Raw genomic sequence first — 12,252 nt, 5'->3', positions numbered from 1 at the left:
CGCACGTCGCTCCGTTTTGTCACTATTCTGGTCCCTGTTTCCGGCCATTGTGGCCGACTCAGGCTCCGGTTTTACCACTTACCGACCTGTCCGTATGCTCAGTGCCACCTCTAAAATGAGGACATCCTGCCCGAAGGGCGGTCTCGTGCTCGGGTTGAGCAGCATCGTGTGACGTCTCGGTGGTAACAACGCTTGCTTTCCGTCGGGCCAGCTTCGCCTCGCGTCTTTCTGTGAAAGTGTCGATCGGGTCGGGCACAATCCTTTCCCCATACCAGAGGAAGGCAGCTGTGCCTAGCCGAAACAGTTTGACGACTGCGCGTGGAAGGGGTTTCAGTTCATAAGCCTTCAGGACATTTCCGGGGTAAAGGCTTATGATCCAGGCGTGGGCAAGGCCGTGCAGCCACCGGGGAAAATATCGTTGTGCGAACTGATCCAAAATCGCTCGCGCTGCAATCCGGCCCATTTCATGAGAAGGCTCGGTCATCCCGTCCAACTCGTAGGTATCCATGAACCGCATTATCCCGTCGAAAGTCCCGGGAAAGCCGCTAATTCGCTCACCTGTTTGAGCGTTCCTGAATAGAACTGCCATCGTCGACCAATATTTTACTGCAACGCGCTGCTCCTTCGCAGAAAAACCGCGCATGCCAACTCGCCGCATCAATCGGTGCATGCCGGCAGCTTCGTAACATAGCGTATACAAGTAGCTTTCGAGATGTCCGAAACTGTCGGGGAAGCGCTTTGCATAGGCTTCGTGAATCCGGTTGATCGACTCGACATTCTTCCGTGTCTTCTCATGGTCCGATCCGTAGTGCCACCAAACCTGCATTTTCCACGACGTGTCGTCGGCGCGCCGGTCGCCATTGATTAGTATCTTTCCATTGCCGTCATCGATAAGTGGCCGCGCGTCATGCTCGCGTACGAAGAAGTGGGGAAAAGTCACCACATAGATGAAATTCATGATGAAGTCATTAGCTCGGTACGCCGTCATGAGCTTCCAGATTTCGTCATAGTCATCTTCAGCGTCGAGTTTCTTAATGCGCCTGGAAATCCATCTGTTTTTCATAGTTGACTCTGAATTGTTCATCCAATGTTGTAGGATAGCCCCGGCTAGCTAATCAGAAGTCGTCCGATCAGGTGGGCAGTCAGTGACAGCGCCGATCTTTGATCGGCATCCATGCCACGGATAAGCTCAAGCCTCAAAGGCCAACGACCCATAAGGACGGGTGCGTGCGCGGGCAGTGTACGAATGCTGTCGAGTTTAAGTCGCTGACTGCGGACGATACGCCTAGGCCCCAAAGTTGATTGCCAGGACTACGTTCAGAAGCGGCGAAGCTCCAGTTGCGGAGGGATCGTCTCGTTCGAGTCTCCTTATAGTGGGATCGTGTGTTTTTCTATGGAGCTCTCCAATGCGGCGGAAGCTCTTGTGAAGGAGTGTAGGAAAATCCGTTACCAAAGTCTTACCCAGCAGTGACGCGCTGATGCTTGTCAGTGACGTGCGGTTGCGACTTCGGAAGTCGCTGCATGGCGCATCGGCAGTTCGCGCGGGAGATGCGGACGAAAACTTGGACTCGCGCGATATCTGGACCGGGCGAGTGACGCAGTGGTCGCAGAGCATGAGCGACTGGCCGACGGGCGTAGTGCGATACGACTGGCAGCATGACATTCCGTTGATTCAGTCCAAGCTCGGCGCTGCGTAATGGTGCGCCGTTCTGGATATGCCCGAGCCGCTGCAATGGCTACACCTGGCGTTACTACCCGAGCTAGGTGGTGACCGGGTAATAGCGAAGGTGTCAAACGCGACCTCAAGTTGATACAGCTTCGGACGCAAACGCAATTTGGATTTAATACACCTACGCGTGCGGTTATTATCTGAGTGCTGCCTCCTTCGAATTGCGTTTGTGTTTGACCCAGTCCCCGTCGTTCAGGTGCGACGGTGGGATGCGGTTGATCATGCCGGCCTGACGCCTTTCCTTCAGCCTGTACGAGTCATCGGAGATCGGCACGACGTGTGTATGATGAAGCAGCCGGTCGAGGAGCGCCGCCGTGAGTGTTGCATCGGCGCGAAGGTCTGGTCGGCCAGTTCAACGAAGTTGAGGCGCTGGCGACAAGTGCTGACGCGCCCGCGGGTGAAAACGGCCCCGGCAAGTCGGTCGCGGGCAATCCGCGCCGCAAACGCGGGCACAAACCATTCAATCCGAACCTGCCGCGCGAGATCGTGCGGCACGAGTTTCGGCAACTTTGAACCCACGGTTCGTCCAAGTATGAACTGTCCGCTGTCCGGTTCATCAATTTTGAACTTCCCATTGCCGTCATTGGAGCCTCGGCCCGAAGCTGATAGCTTGGGAGATATATAGATATACGGCAGCAACGTCGTTTTATTCTCGAAACAGTGTCCCAATTGTTTCGCGTAACCAGACGCTAGCGGGGTCGCGCGAGTTACGCTCATGCCAGTGCTGCATGACACGGAAGTTGGGCACAGTGAACGGTAGCTCTATCACCTTGATGGGATTGCTCTCGGCAACTATGCGCGCGAATCGTTCGGGGACTATCGCGAGAAATTCGGTGCAAACGATATTCGAAACAACTCCCAGATAGTTGGGGATGCGCAGTCCTATTCTTCGCTTAATGGCGTTGCGCTCCAACGCTTCTTCAACAATGACGTGGCCAGTTCCGTAAGTTGTAACTATCAGATGAGACTCTCGCTCGAATTCTTCCAGGCCCAGCGTCGTGCCGGTAAGGCGACGGTGGTGCAAATTGACAATGCAAACAAATCGGTCGGGAAAGAGCTGCTGCTGATAGATTCCAGCTTCCAGTTTCGTCAGAAAACCCATCGCGAGATCGACTTCGCCGGACTCCAACTGCCGGGCCGTGTGCTCTGACGTATAGCTCAGGTCAATTCGAATGTCGGGTGCCACGTCGCGCAAGTGCTTCAATAGACGCGGCATCACTACCCGCTGACCAATGTCTGTGATGCAGAGGCTGAACATGCGGTCGGATGTTTTGGGGTCAAATTCCGCCCGGTGATGCAGCGTCGTCTTAAGCACAATCATGGCCTGGCGGATGGGGCCAACTATTTCGTCCGCCAGGCGGGTGGGTTGCATGCCCTCGGACGTGCGGACAAACAATGGGTCCCCGTAATGCTTCCGGAACTTGGTCAGGATCATGCTGACGGCTGACTGCCCGAGGTCCAGCTTCTCCGCCGCTCGCGAAATACTGCCCGTGCGGTACACCTCATCAAACACCATCAGGTTCTTCAGATCGAGATTGTCCATCTCAGCCGCCCATATCAAATATTTTGAGCACTGGTATCAATTCTTACATATGGATTGAAACAACGCGAGTCCCTACAATCGACACAAACTTGACGTACGTCACCGCCATGGGATTCTCCCGGCGGTCGGAACGCCACCGTGAACTTGCACATGAATCGGAGGAGACGCATGACTTCAGGCCAGCAACAACCGCTGCCCATGCTTATCGCGGGCGGAGGCATCGGCGGGTGCGCCGCAGCGCTCGCATTAAGCCAGGCAGGCTTCAAGGTCCGCCTTTTGGAGCGGGCTCAGGAAATCAAGGAGATTGGCGCAGGGATTCAGATCGGCCCGAACGCGTTTCACGTGTTCAAACGCCTCGGCATCACGGACGCTGTCCGTGCGAAGGCCGCGATGCCACAAAAGCTCGTGATGATGGACGGAATTTCCGGCGAGCAGGTTGTATCTATTCCGCTCGATGACCAGTTCATCAATCGATTCACCTACCCATACGCGCTGATTCATCGGGCCGACCTTCACCGGATTCTGTTCGATGCCTGCCTGCAGTCGGATCTGATCGAGACCGCGACGAACGTGAAGGTCAATGGCTTCACTGACCACGGCGACAGGGTTGTCCTCGACACGACGGACGGAGAGGTGCGCGGACGTGCCCTGATCGGTGCCGACGGGCTTTGGTCCACCGTGCGCGCTCAAATCGTTGGGGACGGCACGCCGCGTGTCTCGGGCCACATTGCCTACCGAGCAGTCCTTCCTATCAGTGAGGTCCCAGAAGACCTTCGTTCAAACACGATGACCCTTTGGGCTGGTGCAAAGACCCACCTCGTTCACTATCCTTTGCGCGGCGGTGAGCTATTTAACCTCGTCGCCGTTTTCCATAGTGACCGCTATGTGGAAGGTTGGGACGCAGTTGGCGACGCTGAAGAATTGCATGTTCGTTTCCGCGATGCTGTGCCTACCGTCAAAACCCTACTCGAGAAAATCGAAACGTGGCGTATGTGGGTTCTTTGTGACCGTGATCCTGTCAAGAACTGGTCAAAGGGCAACGTAACCCTCCTCGGAGATGCTGCGCATCCGATGTTGCAGTACATGGCGCAAGGTGCCTGTATGGCCATGGAAGACGCAGTCGTCCTCGCCGACGAAATCGTTCATGCCAACGACGATCCGGCCGCTGCTTTCGAGCGCTATCAGGAGCGTCGATATCTGCGCACAGGCAAAGTCCAGATGAGTGCCCGCCTGTACGGAGAGTTCTATCACGCTAACGGTGTGAATCGCGAACTACGTAACCAGTTCCTCCAGTCTCGAACGCTTGAGCAGACATTGGACGGAATGGCTTGGCTTTACGACGCGCACGCGATTCGACCGTCTTCCGAGCGGCTAAGCGAAAAGTCCGAGTTCGCGCACTGACGCGGATCCAACCCTCGCGTACTAAGCTCTACTCTCCTGATACCTGCTGGAACCAAAATGAAAATCTGTCGATTTAACGAAAACCGACTCGGCGTCGTCGAGGGCAACATCGTTCGCGATGTGACTGAGGCTCTTGAGCTTCTGCCCTCCGCCGCGTACCCGTTTCCTCGTCATGATGTGCTGATTGCCCATCTCGACCAGGTCCGGCATCTGGCTGCCGAACTTGCGCCCCAGGCGCAGTCGATTCCTCTGTCGGATGTGCGGCTGCTGAGCCCGGTCGCAAACCCGGGCAAAATCATCGCTGCTCCGGTGAATTACCAGAAGCATCTCAAGGAAGTGCTGGGCGACCCAAACCTGCATCACGACAATCAAATCAATCAGATTCAGCGCTCTGGCCTCTTTCTAAAGGCGACCAGCTCGCTCGTCGGCCCCTCCGAGGGGGTGGCGCTTCGCAAGCTGGACCGCCGAAACGACCACGAGGTGGAGCTAGCGGTCGTGATCGGCAAGACGGCGGCAAATGTCTCCAGGAAGGACGCGCTCCAGTATGTCGCGGGATATTGCATCGGACTGGACATCACGATTCGCGGACCCGAGGAGCGTAGCTTCCGGAAGTCCCCCGACTCGTACACGGTCCTTGGGCCGTGGCTGGTGACGAGCGACGAACTTCCCGACGCAGGTAACCTGGATTTTTCGATTTCCGTCAATGGCGAAACGCGCCAGAAGTCGAATACGAACGAACTCATTCTCGGTGTGCGGGAACTCGTCGAGTTCGCGTCGTCCTTCTACACGCTGCAAGCGGGAGACGTGATCATTACCGGCACACCCGAAGGGGTCGCTTCGATTCAACCGGGCGACACCATGTTCGCCGAAATCGACCGCATCGGGTCAATGACCGTCGCGGTGCGTAGCAACGACATCGGGGCTTAAGCCATGGAGACATCCTGCGATAATCCATCGGCGAGCGGAGAAAGCCCGGAGCGGCTGGCCTTGTATGACCGTCTCCACAATGTGGACTCCGCTCCGCTGTGGGCCGTCATGTCGCAGCTCGTGACACCGGAACCGCGACCGCGCTGTGTACCGCACAAGTGGGACTATGCCGAGATGCGCACACTGCTGATTGAGGCGGGAGAACTGATCACCGCGAAGGAGGCAGAGCGCAGGGTACTTGTGCTTGAAAATCCCGGTATTCGTGGGATGTCCCAAATAACGCAGAGTCTCTACGCGGGGCTCCAGCTAATCTTGCCGGGCGAGATTGCGCCGAGCCATCGGCATGCCGCCTCGGCGTTGCGTCTGGTAATTGAAGGAACCGGAGGCTACACGTCCGTCAGCGGTGAACGGATTCCGATGGCGCCCGGCGATTTCATTCTGACGCCGTCGTGGACATTTCATGACCACGGCAATATGGGCGATGACCCGGTCATCTGGCTCGATGGCCTCGACGTTCCAATCGTCAATCTCTTTGACGCTAGCTTCGCGGAAGCTTATCCCTCCGGTGACGTGCAGGAGGTCGAACGTACTGCCGGCGATGCGGTTGCACGTTACGGGATGAACCTGCTTCCCGTCGAGTATGTTCCGACCGGCAGCTCGTCACCGGTTTTCCACTACCAGTATGCGAGGGTGAAGGCGGCGCTTGACCAGGTCGCGCTTGGCGGGGCAATCGACGCTTGCCACGGCTTCAAGCTTCAATATACGAATCCGACGACCGGCGGTTATCCGATGCCAACGATGGGAGCATTCATCCAGGAGCTGCCTTCGGGGTTCAAAGGTCGGGCATATCGCTCGACTGATGCGAGCGTCTGCTGCGTCCGTGAAGGACAGGGTAGTACCTGGATCAACGGCGAGGTTATCGAGTGGAGAGAGGGCGATGTGTTCGTTGTGCCTTCCTGGACCATCACTTCGCATTGGACAACGGGGAAATCCGTCCTGTTTAGCTTCTCAGATCGTCCAGCCCAGAAAGCACTTGGGCTTTGGCGGGAGATAAGGTACGACGGTTGATTGATGTCTGCCGTGCCTGGTGAGTGGTTTCCTCGAGGCACGTCGGCGCTGGATCGACTGAAGCGACTGTCGTGCCCGTCGAAGTGATGCGAGCCTCACGGCGGGGCGTTCACGTTCAGACATGGCTAAACCAAGCCTGAAAATCATTGGAGGCGAGCATGGATGAAAATCGAGGAGTCGTCTATACGGACTCCGGAAGTGTCGAGGTGCGGCAAATAGATTTTCCGAAACTGATCGACCCGCTTGGAAGAACCGCGCAGCACGGCGTCATTTTGCGAGTCATCTCGACGAACATCTGCGGTTCCGACCAGCATATGGTGCGGGGCAGGACCGCCGCACCGGACTGACCGGATTGTCGAACTACTCGGCAGGCCGGAGGTCGACTGTGCGATTGACTGCGTCGGTTTCGAAGCTCGATGCCATGGGCACACCGGATCGCGCTCGGAAGCGCCGGCGGCCGTGCTCAATCCCTTGATGGAGATCACCCGTGCTGCCCGTTCTATCGGTATCCCAGGTCTCTACGTGACAGACGACCGGGTGCGACCGATCCGGCTGCCCGTGCGGGCAGCCTTCACTGTGCTCGGGCTTGGCTGGGCGAAATCTCACAGCTTTTTCACCGGCCAGACCCCGGTCATGGAGTGCCAACGTGATCTCATGCGGACCATCTTTTGGGATCGCCTCAAGATTGCAGACATCGTCAATGTGACTGTGATCTCGCTCAATGATGTGCCGAATGCCTACGCCGAGTTTGATTCTGGAGTTCCGAAGAAATTCGTGATTGACCCACACGACGTCCTGGTGAACCAGTAAGGCGGAGTCAGTCAGTCCGAGAGCTCGAATGAAGAGCGATAGAAAGAGAGGAGACGAAGTATGTTCCCGATGAATGCATGGTACGTAGCAGGCTGGGACCATGAGATTGGACGCCAGCTCACGCCCAGGAAGGTATGCGGTATCCCGATCGTGGTCTACCGTAAGGTGGACGGCTCAGCAGCAGCGCTTGAGGATGCCTGCTGGCATCGTCTGCTGCCCCTTTCCATTGGTACGCTGAGTGGCGACGACGTCGTGTGCGGTTACCACGGGTTGGTTTTTGCACCGGATGGCCGATGCGTGCAAATGCCGTCGCAGGAAACCCTCAATCCTTCGGCGTGCGTGCGGTCGTTTCCCGCTGTCGAGCGACATCGCTTTGTGTGGGTGTGGATGGGCGATCCGCTGGAGGCCGACGACGCGCTCATTCCAGACCTGTTTCAGAACGACAGCGTGGAATGGGCAGGAGACGGCGGCACGACTCATCTGCAATGCGATTATCGGTTACTCATCGATAATCTCATGGATCTCACCCATGAGACCTTCGTGCACCACAGCAGCATCGGCAATCGTGCGGTAGCCGAGGCGCCGTTTACAGTTTCACGCACTGAAAAGACCGTGGAGGTGACGCGATGGATGGTGAATATCGATCCGCCGCCCTTTTTCAGGAAGCATCTGGGCAAGCAGGGGCCGGTCGACCGATGGCAGCACATTACCTTTCACGCACCGAGCGCCGTCACGATTGACGTCGGCGTCGCGCCTACGGGCACCGGAGCTCCGGAAGGCGATCGCAGCCAGGGTATCACGGGCTTCGTTATTCATGTGAGCACGCCGGAAACGGAGACGTCCTGTGTCTACTACTGGGCAATCGTGCGCAACTACAAGCTCACCAGCCAGCGCCTGACGACAGAATGGCGAGAGGCAGTGCGCTCGATCTTTGCCGAGGACAAAGCGATTCTGGAAGCGCAACAGGCGGCTGTCTCGCGCTATCCCGACCGTGAGTTTTATCCGCTCAACATTGACGGTGGCGCAATTCTGGCACGTCGGTACATCGACCAGATGGTCGAGCGTGAGCGAGGCGGTCGGGCCGCGAAAAGTCCGGTGATCCCGATTGTCTCCGTCGGCACGCACTCGAAGGGGTAGGCACCATGAAATTTCGACAGAGCGCGCGTATCAGCCGAATTGAAAACGTCTGCGACGACGTGCGGCTTTTCGAACTGGACTTTGACGGACCGTTCGCTTTCGGGCCCGGCAGTCACATCGATGTCCATTGCGGCGCGGGCGATGGCGTTAAGTCGCGGTCGTACTCCCTCATTGGACTGGCGAACGGTGGAAACAAAGGGCTTATCGCTGTCCGCAGGGTCGAGCCGTCGCGAGGTGGATCGGCCTTCATGTGGCGTCTCTCCGAAGGAGACATGCTTGAGATCGGCGGGCCGCACAATGCATTTCCACTTTCCGCTCAGTCTGTACCGCGGATCTTCGTCGCCGGTGGGATTGGCATAACGCCAATCGTGGGGATGGTGGAAGCGTCTCTTGCCGCAGGATCGAAATTCCGGTTGGTCTATGCGGGAAGAAGTCGCGCCTCAATGCCATTTCTCGACCGCCTCGAGGAGCGGTTGGGCAACGCGCTGGAAGTCTACGATGCGAGCAAGGGTGACATTGTATCGTTCGACCAACTGCTGAATGACCTGGACCCGAGCGCCGAGATGTACGTTTGCGGCCCGGTTGGCATGCTGACTGCCGCACGCCATTCGTGGGAGAGCAGTAGGCGCAGGCGTTGCGATCTGAGATTCGAATCGTTCGCCAATGGTGGTGCATATCCGAACCGGCCGTTCACACTCAAGGTTCCCCGGCTGGGACTTGCGGTGAATGTCGGGGCGCAGGAGACACTGCTTGATGCGCTCGAAGCCGCCGGGGCCGACCCGCTTTTCAACTGCAGGAAGGGTGAGTGCGGACTTTGTGCGGTAGAGGTCCTTGGCTACTCCGGGGAACTCGACCACCGGGACGTCTTCTTCAGTGACGAGCAAAAGAAAGGAGGCGAGAAGCTCTGCGCCTGCGTTTCGCGTATCTGCGGAGAAAGCCTAACGATTGACCTTCCCTGATTCCGTATGGCGTGCCGCCGTACAGGCGCGCCATACGCTATCGCCAAGCAATCCCAACAATAAGCGGCTATTTGACCGCAATGGAGACAACACATGAGTACTCCCTCGGCCTCGTTGCAGGTCCATGAGGTCATCGACGGTCGTCCGTTGAGCCGACTTCAATTCTACGCAATCTCTCTGTGCATGCTGACCGCCGTCCTTGATGGCTTCGACACGCAGGTCATTGGTATGCTGGCACCGGTGATTTCCCACGGTCTCGCAGTGCCCGTCAAACAGTTCGGTCCCGTTTTCAGCGCCGGACTGGTGGGGATGCTTGTCGGGGCACTGACACTCGGGCCACTCGCTGACCGATACGGACGCAGGACCATGATCGTTCTTTCGTCCGTGATCTTCGGTGCGCTTTCATTCGCTACTGCGTACGCCCAAACGTACGACCAACTCCTTGTTCTGCGCTTCCTAACGGGGATCGGGCTCGGTGGTGCTCTCCCCAACGCCATCTCACTCGCGTCGGAATATGCACCGAGGCGCCATAGCCGGACAGTCGTTTCGACGCTGATGTGCGGGATGCCGTTGGGTGCAGTGCTTGGCGGGGTTATCAGTGCAACGCTGATTCCGATGCATGGCTGGCAGTCTGTGTTTCTCGTCGGCGGTGCACTGCCTCTCGTTGTCGCGCTTCTGTCGGTTTTGCTCATGCCGGAATCTCCCCGTTTTCTGGTTCTGCGAGGCGGGAAGCAGAGGCAACTGAGTGAGATCGTGCGCAGAATCGCGCCGGATATCGACCTTGAAACGGTGCGTTACACGCCCGGGAAGGAAGCAATCCGCGTTCCGTTGCGGGACCTGTTTGCGCGAGGACATGCCGCCCAGACGTGCCTGCTTTGGGTTCCATACTTCATGAATCTGGTCGTGCTGTATTTCATCGTTAGCTGGATGCCTGCAGTTTTGGCCGATGCACAGCATTCGGTTTCGGCCGGCATCCGGTCCGTCGCGCTTTTTAGTCTTGGCGGCGTCGCTGGATGTCTGCTCCAGGGCCCTGCGATGAACCGCTTTGGTATGCGCAAGGTGCTCATTACCGAACTGATCGTCTATATGGCGCTGGCTGCCGCCCTGGCCAACTTCGCGAGCAGCATCGATATCGTGGTGGTGGTGAGCGTACTGATGGGTGTCGCAACGCAGGGTGTCCAGGCCGGGTTGAACGCACTGGCCGCAGAGATTTATCCCATCCATATGCGCGCGACAGGCGTTGGATGTGCCGTTGGCATTGGACGAATCGGTTCGATTTCAGGGCCGCTTGTGGGCGGGCTGCTGCTCCAGATGCACTGGAGTGTCAGCGAGGTATTTCTCGCCGGCATCGTGCCCGCGGTTGTCGCCACCGCTGCAATCGCGGTGAACAAGAGTACGGCTAAAGTCTAATAAACACTTTTCCGGCAGGAGAATAGGAGAGGAAGTCACCCCTCGAAACTCTCTAGACTTAAATATTATAAAATTAGAAGAACTGATGAAAAAATTCGCTATTGCAGGATGTGCCGCACTTATCGCTGGCCCGGCGTGCGCGCAAAACAGCGTGACCCTGTATGGGATCATCGATACGGGAGTGGAGTACGTCACTGACGCCAACGCAAAGGGAGATTCAATCTTACGTATGCCCTCGATAACCGGGGAGCTGCCGTCCCGCTGGGGCGTGCGCGGTAACGAGGATCTGGGGGGAGGACTCCAGGCCGTGTTTGTACTTGAGAGCGGGTTTGACCCGGGTAGTGGGAGTCTTCGGCAGGGAGGCAGATTGTTCGGCCGGCAGTCTTGGGTTGGCCTAAAGTCTCCCGCGTGGGGTACGCTCTCATTTGGGCGGCAGTACTCAATGGGCTACTGGGGGATTCAGGAGTCCGACATCCTCGGCCCGAACATTTATGCGATTGCGTCGTTTGACGCCTACCTCCCGAACGCCCGCAGCGACAATTCCGTTGCCTATCTGAGCCCGACTTTCTATGGTTTCAGCTTTGGCGCGACCTATTCGTTCGGGCGCGACTCAACGGGTACGGGAAATTCCCCGGGTCAAGGTACCTGCGCCGGCGGTGTCCCCGGTCAGCTTATCGAATGTCGACAGTTGAGTGCGCGCCTGAAGTACGACGGCGGCTTCTTTGGTGCATCTGCTGTGTATGACGAGCAAAGAGGCGGTACAAACGCGGCGGCGAACTTTTCCGACGGTGTGACACCTGCGCCCATTCCGAACAGCGGCGACAAGGACGCACGCATCGAGGCCAACGGATGGACGCAGCTTGGACCTGCTCGCATTGGGGCAGGTTGGATTGTCCGTATGGTCACTGGACCTAGCGTCACGGGGGTCAGGGCAAATCTGTTCTACGTTGGCACGAGCATTCTGACTACGCCTACGATCATCGTTGACGGCGAGGTTTATCGGATGATCGTGTCACAGCATGACACGCGAGGCACACTGGGCACCGTCCGACTCACCTATATGTTGTCCAAGCGAACAGCCGTCTATGCGCAAACCTCCTACCTCGAGAACAGTGCGAAAGCTCGCTTCACGGTCAGCTCGGGTGGGTCCGGTACAACCCCCGCCGCAGGCCAGGGGCAGTTTGGCGCAATGGTCGGCATCCGGCACAGCTTCTAACGGCAACGATGGCTCGGCTTTGCAAGCGGGGCATGCTGGCCCAGCGGTCGGA

At 57.6% G+C, this 12,252-nt stretch carries 11 protein-coding genes and 2 pseudogenes; 10 read left to right on the top strand and 3 right to left on the bottom strand.

Going from position 1 to position 12,252, the window contains the following annotated elements; all coding sequences use genetic code 11:
- Positions 1 to 58 precede the first annotated feature (58 nt).
- On the bottom strand, positions 59 to 1,063 hold the full coding sequence (locus B0G73_RS33220; RefSeq protein WP_106285370.1) for a hypothetical protein: 1,005 nt from the start codon (positions 1,061 to 1,063) through the stop codon (positions 59 to 61).
- Positions 1,064 to 1,562: 499 nt separating this feature from the next.
- Here B0G73_RS33220 and B0G73_RS41470 point away from each other — a divergent pair, with 499 nt between their 5' ends.
- Entirely contained in the window at positions 1,563 to 1,697 is a 135-nt protein-coding gene (locus B0G73_RS41470) for a hypothetical protein (protein WP_258194066.1), read from the top strand.
- 168 nt (positions 1,698 to 1,865) lie between these two features.
- Here B0G73_RS41470 and B0G73_RS41945 read toward each other — a convergent pair.
- A pseudogene (locus tag B0G73_RS41945) lies at positions 1,866 to 2,057 on the bottom strand (ATP-binding protein); the annotation flags it as partial.
- On the opposite strand from B0G73_RS41945, the gene B0G73_RS41780 reads away from it, so the two are divergent.
- Positions 2,048 to 2,242: a hypothetical protein gene (locus B0G73_RS41780; protein WP_181196692.1), complete on the top strand. Its 195-nt coding sequence runs from the start codon at positions 2,048 to 2,050 to the stop codon at positions 2,240 to 2,242. The pseudogene B0G73_RS41945 and the gene B0G73_RS41780 sit on opposite strands and share 10 nt — an antisense overlap.
- A 133-nt stretch (positions 2,243 to 2,375) precedes the next feature.
- On the opposite strand, the gene B0G73_RS33205 is transcribed toward B0G73_RS41780, so the two are convergent.
- Entirely contained in the window at positions 2,376 to 3,272 is an 897-nt protein-coding gene (locus tag B0G73_RS33205; protein WP_106285368.1) for a LysR family transcriptional regulator, read from the bottom strand.
- 168 nt (positions 3,273 to 3,440) lie between these two features.
- Here B0G73_RS33205 and B0G73_RS33200 point away from each other — a divergent pair, with 168 nt between their 5' ends.
- From B0G73_RS33200 to B0G73_RS33165, 8 genes and pseudogenes are all read left to right on the top strand, one after another.
- Positions 3,441 to 4,673 (top strand): 3-hydroxybenzoate 6-monooxygenase, encoded by a 1,233-nt coding sequence (locus tag B0G73_RS33200; protein WP_106285367.1) that lies wholly within the window; start codon positions 3,441 to 3,443, stop codon positions 4,671 to 4,673.
- Positions 4,674 to 4,730: 57 nt separating this feature from the next.
- Positions 4,731 to 5,600 carry a fumarylacetoacetate hydrolase family protein gene (locus tag B0G73_RS33195; protein WP_106285366.1) on the top strand — a complete coding sequence of 290 codons (870 nt, stop codon included), beginning with the start codon at positions 4,731 to 4,733 and terminating at the stop codon, positions 5,598 to 5,600.
- A gap of 3 nt (positions 5,601 to 5,603) precedes the next feature.
- A complete protein-coding gene (gene gtdA / locus B0G73_RS33190; protein ID WP_106285365.1) occupies positions 5,604 to 6,668 on the top strand; it encodes a gentisate 1,2-dioxygenase in 1,065 nt (354 codons plus the stop codon).
- A gap of 158 nt (positions 6,669 to 6,826) precedes the next feature.
- Positions 6,827 to 7,478 (top strand): annotated as a pseudogene (locus B0G73_RS33185) (hypothetical protein).
- Positions 7,479 to 7,538: 60 nt separating this feature from the next.
- Positions 7,539 to 8,615: an aromatic ring-hydroxylating dioxygenase subunit alpha gene (locus B0G73_RS33180; protein WP_106285364.1), complete on the top strand. Its 1,077-nt coding sequence runs from the start codon at positions 7,539 to 7,541 to the stop codon at positions 8,613 to 8,615.
- Positions 8,616 to 8,620: 5 nt separating this feature from the next.
- Positions 8,621 to 9,574: a PDR/VanB family oxidoreductase gene (locus tag B0G73_RS33175; protein WP_106285363.1), complete on the top strand. Its 954-nt coding sequence runs from the start codon at positions 8,621 to 8,623 to the stop codon at positions 9,572 to 9,574.
- A gap of 93 nt (positions 9,575 to 9,667) precedes the next feature.
- Positions 9,668 to 10,984: an MFS transporter gene (locus B0G73_RS33170; RefSeq protein ID WP_106285362.1), complete on the top strand. Its 1,317-nt coding sequence runs from the start codon at positions 9,668 to 9,670 to the stop codon at positions 10,982 to 10,984.
- Positions 10,985 to 11,069: 85 nt separating this feature from the next.
- Positions 11,070 to 12,200 carry a porin gene (locus tag B0G73_RS33165; protein WP_106285361.1) on the top strand — a complete coding sequence of 377 codons (1,131 nt, stop codon included), beginning with the start codon at positions 11,070 to 11,072 and terminating at the stop codon, positions 12,198 to 12,200.
- Positions 12,201 to 12,252: the final 52 nt, after the last annotated feature.

Source organism: Paraburkholderia sp. BL25I1N1 (assembly GCF_003002025.1).
Lineage (GTDB): Bacteria > Pseudomonadota > Gammaproteobacteria > Burkholderiales > Burkholderiaceae > Paraburkholderia.
Note: the sequence above shows the minus strand (reverse complement) of the source record. Positions and strands in the feature narration are given on the sequence as shown.

Excerpts from the sequence above, each read along its gene's own strand:
- B0G73_RS33200 (WP_106285367.1), top strand. The coding sequence starts at position 3,441 with ATGACTTCAGGCCAGCAACAACCGCTGCCCATGCTTATCGCGGGCGGA.
- B0G73_RS33175 (WP_106285363.1), top strand. The coding sequence starts at position 8,621 with ATGAAATTTCGACAGAGCGCGCGTATCAGCCGAATTGAAAACGTCTGC.
- gtdA (WP_106285365.1), top strand. The coding sequence starts at position 5,604 with ATGGAGACATCCTGCGATAATCCATCGGCGAGCGGAGAAAGCCCGGAG.
- B0G73_RS33180 (WP_106285364.1), top strand. The coding sequence starts at position 7,539 with ATGTTCCCGATGAATGCATGGTACGTAGCAGGCTGGGACCATGAGATT.
- B0G73_RS33165 (WP_106285361.1), top strand. The coding sequence starts at position 11,070 with ATGAAAAAATTCGCTATTGCAGGATGTGCCGCACTTATCGCTGGCCCG.
- B0G73_RS33205 (WP_106285368.1), bottom strand. The coding sequence starts at position 3,272 with ATGGACAATCTCGATCTGAAGAACCTGATGGTGTTTGATGAGGTGTAC.
- B0G73_RS33195 (WP_106285366.1), top strand. The coding sequence starts at position 4,731 with ATGAAAATCTGTCGATTTAACGAAAACCGACTCGGCGTCGTCGAGGGC.
- B0G73_RS33170 (WP_106285362.1), top strand. The coding sequence starts at position 9,668 with ATGAGTACTCCCTCGGCCTCGTTGCAGGTCCATGAGGTCATCGACGGT.
- B0G73_RS33220 (WP_106285370.1), bottom strand. The coding sequence starts at position 1,063 with ATGAAAAACAGATGGATTTCCAGGCGCATTAAGAAACTCGACGCTGAA.